Source organism: Joostella sp., assembly GCF_048266025.1.
Taxonomy (GTDB): Bacteria; Bacteroidota; Bacteroidia; order Flavobacteriales; family Flavobacteriaceae; genus Galbibacter; species Galbibacter atrarenae.
Genome location: NZ_JBLXAF010000002.1, coordinates 18,825 through 32,871, shown reverse-complemented (window position 1 = coordinate 32,871; position 14,047 = coordinate 18,825). Strand labels below are relative to the sequence as shown.

The window sequence follows — 14,047 nt, the reverse complement described above, 5'->3', positions numbered from 1 at the left end:
ATTATTTATAATATAACTGAAATAATCATCAATTTGGACTTGTAATAGTGTAAATAGTCAAGATGATTTACCCAATAATTGATGAATAAATGCTAGTTAGTAGGAATTATTGGACTAAAATTGAAGAAATAAAATTAAGAGTAATGTAAACACAGTATATTTTGTAATCGTATAAATCAATATAACTAAGTCGTTTTATAAACTAAAGTAACTTGTTTTATGGGAGTAAATAGTATGTAATATGCTTTTATTGATTTAAATCACTAGATAAGTATTATTAAGTAGATAATTAGTAATGTTAAACTAAGCATAAATCAGAATGTAGAAAATAACCTAAAATTAACAGTGTAATTAATACATATTCAGTCATCTTAAGAACAAAAAAACTACACACCTCTTTTACAAGTTATCAATTTGAGAGTTAATTTCTTTTAACACATAAGCATACTCCATCTTAAAATCAATAAAGAGATTTTTGATGTTAGTGAAATTATCCATATACTGGCATTCTTTCTGAATCATCGTTATATAATCTAATAAGACATATGCTTGGATCATTTCTAAGCCATTTATTATCTTATGTGCAGCTCTAAAAATTGAATATCTGTCTTTTGCTTTGAGTGATATTGTAGTAGAATCGCAAAACTCTTCTATGTTATTATTCAACAAAACCACTATCTCATTCATATATTCCTTATCTCCTAAACTATCTGAAACAAGCTTGGAAATATTTGCTCTAACAAGTGCTTTCTCTTTCTTCACTAAAAAAATAATTAAGTATCATTAATCACCTTACATAACTTCACATATATGAATCGAACTAAAGGTTTCATAGCAACGTTTTTTTCGTATTAAGTGTATATGTACATTTAATAACAACAAACATATCTACTAAACCCATTAAATAAAATATTTTGTTGTGAATGGTATAAAATTGTATATAAAAACAACTCACAAAGAGGGCTTTTCCTTGACTTAAGCTTATCTTTTACTACAATATTAAATAAGAAAAAACTTACTTTAAATTTTTAAGAATGAAATCTATTGAGCTGTTTTGATTTTGATTATCAGCATAGGAGTCGGTAATATGAATGGATTTTGAAGCCAATCCTAAATCTTGAAGCTTTTGGATAGATTGTACTTTATCAAGAGAAACTTTTCCTGTTAATAAAGGAGAAAGACTATTTCCTGAATTATAATATTCATATATTTTTTTCAATCCAGTTAAATACAAATAGTCTTTTGTGAATCCGCCACCACGATGAATTCTCAATGTAATAATAAAAGCTTTATCTCGATCTAATTTATATTGATTGTGGAGTAAATCGAATGTATCTGCAAAAGAATAACCTTTTATCAAACTATCGGCAGCAATTACCCTATACGCAAGTATTTTAAGCCTGCTAAGTGTTAAAGCGCCGCTCATATATTCACTAAAGACAGCTAACCCTTCTTGTGTTTCTACATTTTTAGGGAAGCCATTAGAAAAAATCTTTAGCGGCTGTCCAAGTCCGTTAAAAGTAGTAACCATATGGACACCAATTTCATGATTGGCAAGCGTTAATAACTGATTGTCATTAAACTTAGCATTCTTTTTAATAAACAGCGTTTGCTTACTATTAGAAACCATAGCATCGGCCGCAATGCTTGTAGATAATTTTATGTTTAATGGGAAATCATAACGTTGAACGAAATCCTCAAAATATGCTTTCGCATCTAAAGAATTATATTTCTTTTCTTCATACTCAGACTCGTCTTTTATATGAAGTATAAACTTAGCATTAGCAACGTCTTTCTCTTTTGGAGTTCCGTAAAGTCTTAAACTATTATAAAAGAACTTTTTCTTCTCTCCTATTGCTTCAGCACATTGTACCATATTTGCATAATAATATACAATACTTTGATACAATGAACGGATATCATCATCTTCAATTTTCTCTAATTGATTAGAAAAAAGAGAACGCTGTAGCTTAAAAGCACTGAAATTTTGCTTAGCATATTTAAAAACGGGATCTTTAGTATATTTAGAAGAATAAAAGCGTTGCTTTTCCTTTTCAGTATTTAAAGGATTAAGGTAGCTAAGTAATTCTATTCGCTTTATTAAACGATCTAAATTTTTATCTATCGAAAATAAAGTAGCGTGCTCCTTTAAGATATCTTCTGAAATCATATAGTAGTTTCCTCTATTTTATCTGGTTTCTCTCCAGGATAATTAAGCATTCCTTCGCTCTTAGCTATTAAAGAACAAACCGTAGCATCTCCAGTAACATTCACAACAGTTCGCATCATATCTAGAATTCTATCCACAGGAAGGATAATTCCAATCCAAGCAGGATTCAACCCAACAGACTGTAAAACAATAATTAGCATTACTAAACCTGCGCTAGGAACCGCAGCAGAACCAATAGATGCCAATGTTGCAGTTAAAACAATAGTTAATTGCTGACCAATAGTTAGGTCGATCATGTGTAATTGTGCTAAGAATACAACGGCAACAGCCTGATAAAGACACGTTCCATCCATATTTACAGTAGCTCCAATTGGAAGTACAAAACTTGTAACTTTCTTATCTACACCCAAATTATCTTCCACACACTCCATTGTTACAGGAAGTGTAGCTGCACTACTAGATGTAGAGAAAGCTAATGTTTGTGCTGGACTTACCGCTTTAAAGAATCCGAAGTAAGAAATAACTCTAATAAATATTTTAAATATTCCAGGATATACAACAAATATCATTAACGATAATCCTAAGGCTACAGTTAATGAATACCAACTTAGTCCTTTAAATATTTCTACTACTTTCCCGATATCATCACCAGCCATTTTACTAACAACACCTGCTAGCAATGCAAAGACAAAAAATGGTGCAGCCTTCATTATTAGAGCAACCATCTTCAGGAAAACTTCCATGACTCCATCCATAAAAGCCTCTACTGGCTTAGATTTTTCATCAGGAATAAATAATAAGCTTACTCCAAAGAAAAGAGCAAAAAATATCACTTGAAGCATTAATCCATTATCACCCAAAGAAGTGAAAATATTACTAGGAACAATATCTACTAATGGTTGTAACGGTCCAGCCTCTTTCGCTTGATTTGCAGTATTTAATTTATCTTTTACGGTTGCATCCTTTAATTCAGATCTAGACATATCTGAAATACGCTCTGCTCGATCTAAAAATTTTGGATCATGAAGGTAATTAACCCCATCTTTAATTTCTAAATTCTGTGATGCAGCCCAGAGTTCGTAGCTTATTCTATTATCAATACGACTCTGTTCATCAATAAGCTTTCCAGGTTTGATAACGTTTACTAATACCAATCCTAATGAAACTGCCAATACGGTGGTTAGAAGATATGCTAAAAGCGTCTTACCTCCCATTCTTCCTAAGCTTGAAGGGTCTCCAATATTAGAAACTCCATTTATAATAGAAAATAACACTAACGGAACGGCTATCAACTTTAATAAGTTTATAAATATAGTTCCAAACGGCGCTATCCAGTCGATTGTGAACTGGCTCCATCCTAATTTACTAGATAGAATTGCCCATATAATTCCAAGAACTAAACCTATAATAATTTGCCAATGTAATGCTAATTTCTTCAAATGAATTGTTTTAATAAGTTATTAGTAATCGCTTGATAATTTATAACCTTGAGGATAAATATAATTAAACTTAAGATTATTTTTTATGCTGATGACTGTTATTAATCAATGTGTAATCTGCTAAAACTAAAGCTGCCATAGCTTCAACAATAGGAACGGCGCGTGGAACTACACATGGGTCATGACGACCTTTTCCCTGCATTTCTACTTCTTTCCCCTCGTTATCTATAGTTTTTTGCGTCTGCATAATAGTTGCAACGGGCTTAAAGGCTACTTTAAAGTAAATATCCATTCCGTTACTAATTCCACCTTGAATTCCTCCAGAATAGTTGGTTTTAGTAGTTCCATCTGCATTGTATAAATCATTATGCTCACTTCCTTTCATTTCTGCTCCAGAAAAACCACTTCCATATTCAAAACCTTTTACAGCATTTATAGAAAGCATTGCTTTTCCTAATTCTGCGTGAAGCTTGTCAAAAACAGGTTCTCCAAGTCCAATAGGTACATTCTGAATCACACAAGAAACAACACCTCCAACAGTATCTCCTTCCTTTCTGATCTGCTTGATATAATTCTCCATTTCTGAAGCCATAGCTGTATCTGGACAACGAACAATATTTCTTTCTGCATTTTCTAATTCCAACTCAGAATAATCCTTTTCTAAATGGATATTCCCTACTGAAGAAACATAAGCGGTAACTTTTATCCCTTCAAGCATTTGCTTAGCAATAGCTCCAGCTACTACTCTACTTGCTGTTTCTCTTGCAGAACTTCTTCCGCCACCACGATAGTCTCTAAAACCATACTTTTTTTCGTATACATAATCTGCATGCGAAGGTCTGTAATTATCTTTTATATGTGAATAGTCGTGAGATTTCTGATTGGTGTTTTCAATAATAAAACCAATTGGTGTTCCAGTAGTTTTACCCTCAAAAATACCTGAGAGAAAACGAACTTCGTCTGGTTCTTTTCGTTGGGTAACAATAGCAGATTGACCCGGTTTACGTCTATCTAAGTCTAATTGAACTTTACTTAAATCTAGTGAGATGCCTGCTGGGCATCCATCAATAACTCCGCCTAAAGCCTCACCGTGAGACTCGCCGAAAGTGGTTAACTTAAAGAGGTTTCCAAAGGAATTTCCTGCCATAAAATTTTGATTTTGACAAATGTAAATCTTATAAAAGAAATACAAAAATTAAATATGCGTAATAATAAATTAATATTTAGGATAAATACTATTAGTTTCTTAACATTCTTATCATATATATTTAATTATCAAATAATACGGTAACAGAATATCTTCCTTTACTTCGTAGTATCAAATAGTTAAGGTTGAGAAAAAGAAAATTAGACGTTGTTGTCATTTCAGATGTACATTTAGGAACCTTCGGATGTCATGCAGGAGAATTACTCTCTTATTTAAATAGCATCGCTCCTAAAAAGTTAATCCTAAATGGAGACATAATTGACATTTGGCAGTTCCGAAAGCGATATTTTCCTAAAAACCACCTACAGGTAATCAAAAAGATTATCGACCTCTCCACTAAAGGAACTGAAGTTTATTATATTACTGGAAACCATGATGAAATGCTAAGGAAATTTAGTGATGTTTCTATGGGAAATATCCATATCCTAGATAAATTGATTATGGATTTAGACGGTAAAAAAGCTTGGATATTTCATGGTGATGTATTTGACGCTTCTATCCAACACACAAAATGGATTGCAAAGCTCGGCGGTTGGGGTTATGATTTTTTAATCTTGTTTAATAGGCTCATTAATTGGTTTTTAATCAAAATGGGGAGAGAAAAGTATTCTCTTTCTAAAAAAATTAAAAATAGTGTAAAGAAAGCCGTTAAGTATGTAGGCGATTTTGAAAAAGTTGCGGCAGATTTGGCTATAGAAAACGGTTATAAATATGTTGTTTGCGGACATATCCATCAGCCTCAAATGCTTAGAAAGGTCAATAAAAATGGCACTTGCCTATATTTAAACTCTGGAGATTGGATTGAAAACCTCACTGCGTTAGAATATCATGATAAACGTTGGGATTTATACCATTTTAATGAAGACAAACTAAGTCCCTTTTACTCTGATGAGGACATAAAAACCATGAATTATAAGGAGTTATTGGCAGCAATTACAATTACAGGTAAAAAGTAAGTTATATTTTTTTTACATTTGAAAAATTTCAAACTGAATGCGTTTATACCAATTTCTTTTTACTTTACTAATATTCTCGATTTTAAGCTCATGCTCCAGCAATGAAGCTATTTCTGAAGAATTGTTATCTGAGATAGATTCTGAGAACTATTTCCCTTTGAAAACATCAGAAAATTGGACTTATAATATTGAGGGATTAACTAAAGGAAGAGACAGTGTTTGGGTTGAAAAGGACACTCTTATAGAAGGAAATATCCATTATAAAACACAAGCTAACAATCCTAATCTTGGTTTTTTCACCAACCTAATAGCAGACGGATTACTTCATAAAAGTAAAAGCAAGCTTATATTAAACGGTACGATTTCTAATGTGATTCCAGAATTAGCTATTCCTGTGGAAGGATTAGTTTTATTAGATATGAAAGATCCCGCAGGGAATGTAAGCTACCAAACTTCTGGGATGACGTCTTTTAATAATCAAGATTATATTATTGAAATAGCGTATATCATTACTTCTAAAACAGAAGATATTATTGAAGATTACAATCTTAACGGAACAGATTACGAGAATATCATAAAAACCTCTGTAACTGTTAATATTGCTGCTATTGCAAATACTAAAATTGATGGATATGAGGCTTCTATACCGATATTAAACCCTCATGACGTAATAACTTCCAACATATACTTTGCACCAGGAATTGGAGTTATAAACAACGAAACAAATACCAATTATAAGCTTACCAATCTTGATGAATTAAATATGGAAATCAGCATCGATAAACAAGTTTCTGAAGTTGTTGCTCAGCGTATTTCCAACTATTCAAAATAAAGTAACTTACTTTCTAACAACCATTTTATTTAGCAATGTTACTGGATGGATAGCCTCTCGCCCAGTTCCATCTTTAATTTGATGTCTACAGCTTGTTCCATTAGCAACAATTACAGTTTCTTTACTCGCCTTTCTAACTGAAGGGAATAAACGAAGCTCGCCAATAGCCATACTTACCTCGTAGTGCTCTTTTTCATAACCAAAAGAACCAGCCATACCACAACATCCAGAATTTATCATAGTTACAGAGAAATTCTGAGGGATATTTAGCACATCAAAAGTGGCCTTTGTATTAGATTGCGACTTCTGATGACAATGAGCATGATATTTAATCGTTTTTTCTTCCGTAGAAAAGTCTTCAGAAGTAATCACGCCTTTTTTAATTTCTTCAGCAAGAAACTCTTCAATAATAAAGCTATTTAAAGCAACTTTTTTTACCGAATCTTGATCTTCAACCAATCTAAGGTATTCATCCCTAAAAGACAAAATAGCAGAAGGTTCAATCCCAATTATAGGACAATCTGAAGCAACTAAATCTTTTAATCTAGCTACGTTATTAACTGCTAATTCTTGAGCTTGTTTTAAAAATCCTTTAGAGATAAATGTACGACCACTTTCCCCATAATATAAACGCACTTCATATCCTAAGGTTGTAAGCAACTCGATAGCATCTTTTCCTACTGTAGTGTCTAAATATTGAGTGAATTCATCAATATAAATAATTACTTTTCCTTTTGTAACTGATTTACTTAATGAACGTTGAAGGTGTTTATCGAAATTAAAACTTTCAATAGCAGGAAGTGTTCTTTCTGGAGCGATATTAAGCACCTTTTTCATGATACCTCCCGAAAACTTACTATTCGTTATAGATGGAAATACGCTCCCGAGTTTACTAAGTTTTGTATTAAAAGCAAAAGCTTTATCTCTAATCGACGGCGGATTATCTTTATAATATTGATATAGAAATTCCGCTTTTAAGGTAGCTACATCTACATTACTTGGACATTCACTACTACAAGCTTTACAACTGACACATAAGTCAAAAACTTCTTTTAGTTCTTTATTATCGAATTTATTATTCTTTTCTGATGTTGTAAGATAATCTCGAAGGGCATTGGCTCTAGCTCGAGTGGTATCTTTTTCATTCTTAGTAGCGTGGTAACTGGGGCACATTGCTCCATTTGAAACATGAGTTTTTCTACAATCTCCACTCCCATTACATTTTTCTGCAGCTCTTAAAATCCCTTCAGAATCTGAAAAATCCATTAATGTATCAACATTTGGTTCCTCCCTATCCGGTTGATAACGAAGAGAAGTATCCATCGGGGCACTATCTACAATTTTCCCAGGATTGAATATATTATTAGGATCAAATGCCTTTTTTACACGTCTAAGCAGCTCATAGTTAGCATTTCCGATCATCAATTCTATAAACTCTGCTCTCACTCTTCCGTCACCATGCTCTCCACTCATAGAACCACGATACTTCTTCACTAAATGAGCAACATCTGTAGTTATTTTTCTAAAGAGTAATACGTCTTCCGACTTTTTAAGATCTAAAATTGGTCGCAAATGCAATTCGCCAGCACCAGCATGAGCGTAATAAACAGCATTCTGTTTGTACTTACTCATAATCGCAGAAAATGCAGTAATATATTCACTTAAATCTTCGATACTTACAGCCGTATCTTCTATACAAGCTACCGCTTTTTTATCACCTACAATATTCCCAAGCAGTCCAAGTCCAGCTTTACGCAACTCTAAAGCCTGCTCTATTTCGGAACCATAAAGCGATGCATTGGCATAACTAAGACCTGTTTTATCCAAAGAAGCAATAAGCGATTTACGTTTTTCTTCCAATCTATCTTTATCAGTATCTCGTAACTCTAACATTAGAATTGCCGCAGGATCTCCTTCAATGAAAAAACGATTCGGGAGCTGTGATTTATTGTTTTTAGTACAGTCTAAAATCACTTTATCCATCATTTCGCAAGTATACAAGTCGTGCTGCATAACTTCATACACAGAATCGCAACAATCTGCTACGCTCTTATAATGAGCAGCTACCATTACTGCGTTATCTGGCATCAAATCGTCCAACTGAATCTTAATTCTTGTAATAAAATTCAGCGTTCCTTCGCTTCCAGAAAGCAACTTACACATATTAAAAGAATCTCCACTTTCAGAAAAAGGCTGAAGCCTCAGTAATTCATCTACCGCATAACCTGTATTTCTTCTGTGAATCTCTGGTTTAGGGAAATTATCAAAAACTTGCTCTTTTACCCCATCAGCATTTAATTCAGCAAAAATAGTTCTATAAATATCACCTTCTAGCGTCTGTAACTCGAGTTTCTCTTGAAATTTAACCTTAGAAAGCGGCTTAAACGTAACTTCGCTACCATCACTCAACACTGCATCAATCTCAATTACTTTATCTCGAGTTACACCATATTTAATAGAAGTTGTTCCACTAGAGTTATTTCCGGTCATCCCTCCTATCATACAGCGATTTGAAGTAGACGTATTGGGCCCAAAAAATAAACCGTACTCCTTCAGATAAATATTCAATTCATCTCGAATCACACCAGGCTGGACAGAAATAGTCTTTGTTGTGGTATCCAATTCCAAGATATCGGTAAAATATTTAGAAACATCCACTACAATTCCATCACCAACACATTGACCAGCTAATGAAGTTCCAGCAGTTCTAGGAATAACCGACAACTTATGTTCATTACAAAAATGAATTATCGTTTTAAGATCTTCAATATTTTTAGGATACGCAACAGCCGTTGGTATTACGCGATACACAGACGCGTCTGTTGCATAAATAGTTTTATGAAGATCGTCGAAAAAGAGCTCTCCTTTAAGTGACTCTTTCAGCGTTTGTAGGAAATTTTTAGATATTTTTAACAAGACTAAGTGATCTATAAATTAAATTAGCACCGTATATAACTCGAATACAAACTTAAAAACTAATTTATGAAAAAATTCATTTTATTTAGCATTTTAGCAATTGGCTTTGCTGCAACAGCTTATTCTCAAGAAGTATCTAAAAATGCCTTAGGGTTAAGATTAGGAGATGGAGATGGCTTTGGAGCAGAGATTTCTTACCAAAGAGGCATAAGTGCAAATAACAGACTTGAATTTGACTTAGGATGGAGAGATAACGATCATTATGATGCATTTAGATTAACAGGACTTTACCAATGGGTATTCCCTATTGAAGGGGACTTCAACTGGTACGTTGGTGCCGGTGGTGGTCTTGGAGGATATGACCATAATGATGATTACTTTAACGATCACGGTCATGATGATGGTGGCGTTTATGGTTTTATAGCTGGAGATATAGGTGTAGAATATGACTTTAATTTCCCTCTATTATTATCATTAGATTTCCGACCAGAAATTGGATTTGGAGACTTTGATGATAGCGATTTTGATTTTGATATAGCCTTAGGAATAAGATATCAGTTCTAAAAAAATTCAACATATAATCTAAAAGCCCTGTATATTAAAAGTTCAGGGCTTTTTTTTGTTAATTCCCTTTAAGGATTAACGAGAAATTTTAACTTTGCAGGAAACTAAAACTGTTTAAATAAATTTTAATGAAGAAAATAGGAAGTATTGTCTTATTACTAGTAGCTCTTGTAGCTTGTAATAAAGCAGAAGAAAACACATATAAAGTAACCGTTAGTGTTGATGGTGTAGAAGACGGGAAGCAAGTATTTTTACAAAAACCAATTGACGGTCAGCGTCCAGAAGTAGTAGATACTTTAGAGGTTTTAGAAGGTAAATTTGAATTTACAGGGAAAACAGAAACACCACAGTTACACTATTTATTTTTTGAAGGTGTACAAGGAGTTTTACCGATTATTCTTGAAGAAGGAAACATTAATGTTACTGCCTACAAAGACAGTTTGAACTTTTCTAAGATTGAAGGAAGTCCTTCTAATGAAGACTTTACTTCTTTTATCCAAGGATCTAGAAACATTAGAACTAAAATCTCTGACATTCAGAAAAAAGGAATGGAAGCACAACAAGCTGGAGATACTTTAACAATGAATACGCTTAGAGAAACTTTTGAAGAAGTTCAAGAAGAAGCTAAAGCATATGAGTATGATTTCGTTGAAACACATAAAGATTCTTATATCTCTTTATTAGTTATTCAGCAAATGATGCGTACAAAAAGTAAAACTACTGAAGAAATTGCAGCTTTATTCAACAGTCTTTCTGATGACGTTAAGAAAACTGAAATGGGAAATACTATCTCTAAAGAATTAGAGGAAGCTAATAAACTATCTGTTGGAGCAATTGCTCCAGATTTTTCAGCACCAAATCCTGAAGGAGAAACAATCTCTTTAAAAGGATCTTTAGGGAAAGTAACTATTTTAGATTTCTGGGCTGCTTGGTGTAAACCTTGTAGAGCTGAAAACCCTAATTTAGTAAAACTTTACGCTGAATACCACGACAAAGGACTTAATGTAGTTGGAGTTTCTCTTGATAAAACTGCAGAAGACTGGAAAAAAGCAATTGCTGATGACGGCCTTGAGTGGAACCACATGTCTAACCTAAAGTTTTGGCAAGATCCTATTGCTCAACTTTATAACATCCGTTCTATTCCTGCTACGTATATCTTAGATGAAAACGGTAAGATTATCGCTAAAGATCTTCGTGGAGAAGCTTTAAACAGTAAAATCGCTGGATTGTTAAATTAATCCGCTCACAATAAATATAGAAAAGGCTTTTCAGTACATGGAAAGCCTTTTTTTTGTTTAAAATAATTGCTGTTTAAAGAATTACAAATGCAGAGTGGTATTATTTGTTATTAATTCATCACGAGTAACAATGAATAAATGCAGGCTTTGCAAGCCGCAACAATTACAACTAAACTATACAGGCTAACATTAATCGCAATCAAGAAGCGCTAATGGTATCAATAAAAACAGCTACAAGATAACACCGTAAACAAAAAAAATCCAGAGAAGTCGTCTTCTCTGGATTTCTTGTATTTATTTATAATCCTTATATAAGGTTAATATTTTACTTTAGCTCGAAAGTAATATTCACTTTAGCCTCGATTACCATCTCACCAACTGCAATAGTATCCATATCTCCACCACTATTATCAGAAGCTTTCATCATTTCCATTCTATAAATTGGCTGTGGAGCGCTTACAGATCCTGTTTCTGAGATTACAAGAGCTTTTCCTACAGATTGCCCAAGCACAGAAGCATACTCCTCTGCTTTCTTTTTAGCATCTTTTACTGCCGCTATTCTCGCTTTAGAATTATAAGCATCAATCTCTGTAGATTTAAAAGTCACACCGTCAATTCTGTTAATTCCAGCATTTAACAATCCTTCTGTAAACTCAGAATATTTATTTAAATCTTTCAGCAATATAGAAATCGACTGATTTGCTACATACTTATATTCTTTAGTTTGATAATCGTAGTTTTTATTAAGGTTTACATATTCTGTTTTAACATCACCTTCTTTAACCCCCATTGACTTGGTATATTTCAAAACCTTGTCAATAGCTTTATCATTATCACTTTTTGCAGCTTGCGCTGAAACACCTTCACTTTCTACTCTAACTTTAATTAGAACTTGATCTGGTGTTACTTTTACAACTCCTTCTCCAACTACCGCAACAGATGGAGTAACTTCTTGTGCCTGCATACTATTCATACCTATAAATGCTATTGCTAATAAAATAAATTGTTTCATATTTTCTTTTGATTAAATATTCTTTTAACAACTATACAAACAAGATGCCAAACTATATTTTACCTGTTTTTTCTAGAATAAATAATATTACAATAGGGATTGCTAATAAAAACACCATCAATGTTTCTTGCGCTAATAAGGAAGGCATCATCAATAGCGTCATAACATAACCCCCAATAGCACCACCAAAATGCGCTGTGTGCCCTATATTTCCAATTCTAGCTTTCATACCATAGATAGAATAAAGCAAATAACCAATACCAAAAAGATAGGCTGGAATCGGAATTGGAATAAAAAAGAAAGCTAATCGCATTTCTGGCTGCAAAAGTATTGCTGCATATAACACTCCCGTAACAGCGCCACTTGCTCCAACTGCACTATAACTAGGTTCATTTTTATGGAAACTTAAAGACAATAAACTTCCTGCCAACAAACTAACAAAGTATATGATAATAAACTTTACGTCTCCAAAATATTGCACAACAATAGGTGCGAAAAAATAAAGCGTAAGCATATTAAATAGTAAATGAGAAATATCTACATGTAGAAATCCAGAAGTAATAGTTCTAATTTTTTCTCCTCTATTAATAGCACCAATATTAAATTTATAACGCTCAAAAAAAGAAAAATCATTAAAGCCTTTTATAGAAGCTAAAACATTGGCTCCAATGATAACAATAGTAGCAATACTTAAATTCATAAAAACAATTAAGGTTTAGCTTCAAATATAGCTATATTTGCCAAAATACTTACTGAATGCAATTACTTATTTACCTACTCGCTTACCCTTTGCTATGGATAATCTCAATACTTCCATTTCCTATATTTTATAAAGTATCTGATGCCGTCTATGGTTTAGTGTATTACATTATAGGCTACAGAAAGAAGATGGTTTTAAGTAATTTAGAACGATGTTTCCCAGAGAAGTCGAAAGAAGAACTGCTGCTAATTAGAAAGAAATTCTATAAACATATGTGTGATTTATTTTTGGAAATGATAAAATCACTCACTATGTCTCAAACAGAAATGAAGAAAAGAGCTAAGTTTAACAATGTAGAATTACTTGATAAATATGCTGAACAAAATAGAAGCGTAGTTTTACTTTGTGGTCATTATGCAAACTACGAGTGGGTTTTATCCTTAGGGCAACATATTAAACATGATGGATTTGGAATTTACTCTCCGCTATCAAATAAATATTTTGATAAGCTGATAAAGAAAACTAGAAAAAGACAAGGCGGAACATTAATTTCTAAGTTTGACACCGCTAAGACCATTGTTAAAAACTACCGAGCTAATCACTTATCCTTATATGGTTTTGTTAACGACCAATCACCACAAGTAAGCCACACCAGATATTGGAGACCATTTTTTGGAACTGTAGTTCCTGTTCATACCGCTGCAGAAACACTTGCTAAGAAATTTGACTTAGCCATTGTATTCTTCTGCGTTAAAAAAGTTAAAAGAGGGTTTTACGAAACAACAATTATAGATGTAACAGATAATCCTAAAGCATATTCTGATTATGAAATTACAGATATCTATACGGAAATGTTAGAGAAAGAAATAAGAAATAAACCAGAATATTATTTATGGACACATAATAGATTTAAGCACCGAAACAAAGTCCCTAAAGAGTCTGGTAAAGACAATGTTAAAGTGAAATATAGTTAAACTATTAGTTTACCAAACAAGTATTAAGAGCGGTAAAAT

12 protein-coding genes are annotated in these 14,047 nt (G+C 32.9%); 5 read left to right on the top strand and 7 right to left on the bottom strand.

Annotated elements, in window-relative coordinates; translation table 11 throughout:
• Positions 1–399 precede the first annotated feature (399 nt).
• From ACN0TY_RS05830 to aroC, 4 genes are all read right to left on the bottom strand, one after another.
• On the bottom strand, positions 400–762 hold the full coding sequence (locus tag ACN0TY_RS05830; protein WP_417443725.1) for a hypothetical protein: 363 nt from the start codon (positions 760–762) through the stop codon (positions 400–402).
• Between the two features lie 253 nt (positions 763–1,015).
• Positions 1,016–2,170, bottom strand: a complete 1,155-nt coding sequence (locus tag ACN0TY_RS05825; RefSeq protein WP_417443724.1) for a flavohemoglobin expression-modulating QEGLA motif protein — start codon at positions 2,168–2,170, stop codon at positions 1,016–1,018.
• Entirely contained in the window at positions 2,167–3,609 is a 1,443-nt protein-coding gene (locus ACN0TY_RS05820; protein WP_417443723.1) for a dicarboxylate/amino acid:cation symporter, read from the bottom strand. The genes ACN0TY_RS05825 and ACN0TY_RS05820 overlap by 4 nt, the downstream gene beginning before the upstream one ends.
• 76 nt (positions 3,610–3,685) lie before the next feature.
• Positions 3,686–4,756, bottom strand: a complete 1,071-nt coding sequence (gene aroC, locus ACN0TY_RS05815) for a chorismate synthase (RefSeq protein WP_417443722.1) — start codon at positions 4,754–4,756, stop codon at positions 3,686–3,688.
• A gap of 185 nt (positions 4,757–4,941) precedes the next feature.
• Between aroC and ACN0TY_RS05810 the strand changes: the two genes are divergently transcribed.
• Positions 4,942–5,772: a UDP-2,3-diacylglucosamine diphosphatase gene (locus tag ACN0TY_RS05810; protein WP_236958406.1), complete on the top strand. Its 831-nt coding sequence runs from the start codon at positions 4,942–4,944 to the stop codon at positions 5,770–5,772.
• Between the two features lie 37 nt (positions 5,773–5,809).
• Positions 5,810–6,604 carry a hypothetical protein gene (locus ACN0TY_RS05805; RefSeq protein ID WP_417443721.1) on the top strand — a complete coding sequence of 265 codons (795 nt, stop codon included), beginning with the start codon at positions 5,810–5,812 and terminating at the stop codon, positions 6,602–6,604.
• Positions 6,605–6,610: 6 nt separating this feature from the next.
• Here ACN0TY_RS05805 and ACN0TY_RS05800 read toward each other — a convergent pair whose 3' ends face one another.
• On the bottom strand, positions 6,611–9,511 hold the full coding sequence (locus tag ACN0TY_RS05800; protein ID WP_417444006.1) for an FAD-binding and (Fe-S)-binding domain-containing protein: 2,901 nt from the start codon (positions 9,509–9,511) through the stop codon (positions 6,611–6,613).
• Positions 9,512–9,586: 75 nt separating this feature from the next.
• Here ACN0TY_RS05800 and ACN0TY_RS05795 point away from each other — a divergent pair, with 75 nt between their 5' ends.
• A complete protein-coding gene (locus tag ACN0TY_RS05795; RefSeq protein WP_236958409.1) occupies positions 9,587–10,084 on the top strand; it encodes a hypothetical protein in 498 nt (165 codons plus the stop codon).
• A 128-nt stretch (positions 10,085–10,212) separates the two neighbouring features.
• Positions 10,213–11,322 carry a redoxin domain-containing protein gene (locus ACN0TY_RS05790; RefSeq protein WP_417443720.1) on the top strand — a complete coding sequence of 370 codons (1,110 nt, stop codon included), beginning with the start codon at positions 10,213–10,215 and terminating at the stop codon, positions 11,320–11,322.
• Between the two features lie 325 nt (positions 11,323–11,647).
• Here the strand turns inward: ACN0TY_RS05790 and ACN0TY_RS05785 are convergent, their stop codons facing one another.
• Both ACN0TY_RS05785 and ACN0TY_RS05780 read right to left on the bottom strand, forming a co-directional pair.
• Positions 11,648–12,334: an SIMPL domain-containing protein gene (locus tag ACN0TY_RS05785; protein WP_417443719.1), complete on the bottom strand. Its 687-nt coding sequence runs from the start codon at positions 12,332–12,334 to the stop codon at positions 11,648–11,650.
• 52 nt (positions 12,335–12,386) lie between these two features.
• Positions 12,387–13,034: a rhomboid family intramembrane serine protease gene (locus ACN0TY_RS05780; protein ID WP_417443718.1), complete on the bottom strand. Its 648-nt coding sequence runs from the start codon at positions 13,032–13,034 to the stop codon at positions 12,387–12,389.
• 56 nt (positions 13,035–13,090) lie between these two features.
• On the opposite strand from ACN0TY_RS05780, the gene ACN0TY_RS05775 reads away from it, so the two are divergent.
• On the top strand, positions 13,091–14,008 hold the full coding sequence (locus ACN0TY_RS05775; RefSeq protein WP_417443717.1) for a lysophospholipid acyltransferase family protein: 918 nt from the start codon (positions 13,091–13,093) through the stop codon (positions 14,006–14,008).
• The last annotated feature ends 39 nt before the right edge of the window (positions 14,009–14,047 follow it).

What these genes read in the sequence shown, in the direction of transcription:
- ACN0TY_RS05825 (WP_417443724.1), bottom strand. Translation starts at nt 2,170, where the DNA reads ATGATTTCAGAAGATATCTTAAAGGAGCACGCTACTTTATTTTCGATA.
- aroC (WP_417443722.1), bottom strand. Translation starts at nt 4,756, where the DNA reads ATGGCAGGAAATTCCTTTGGAAACCTCTTTAAGTTAACCACTTTCGGC.
- ACN0TY_RS05805 (WP_417443721.1), top strand. Translation starts at nt 5,810, where the DNA reads ATGCGTTTATACCAATTTCTTTTTACTTTACTAATATTCTCGATTTTA.
- ACN0TY_RS05795 (WP_236958409.1), top strand. Translation starts at nt 9,587, where the DNA reads ATGAAAAAATTCATTTTATTTAGCATTTTAGCAATTGGCTTTGCTGCA.
- ACN0TY_RS05790 (WP_417443720.1), top strand. Translation starts at nt 10,213, where the DNA reads ATGAAGAAAATAGGAAGTATTGTCTTATTACTAGTAGCTCTTGTAGCT.
- ACN0TY_RS05785 (WP_417443719.1), bottom strand. Translation starts at nt 12,334, where the DNA reads ATGAAACAATTTATTTTATTAGCAATAGCATTTATAGGTATGAATAGT.
- ACN0TY_RS05780 (WP_417443718.1), bottom strand. Translation starts at nt 13,034, where the DNA reads ATGAATTTAAGTATTGCTACTATTGTTATCATTGGAGCCAATGTTTTA.
- ACN0TY_RS05775 (WP_417443717.1), top strand. Translation starts at nt 13,091, where the DNA reads ATGCAATTACTTATTTACCTACTCGCTTACCCTTTGCTATGGATAATC.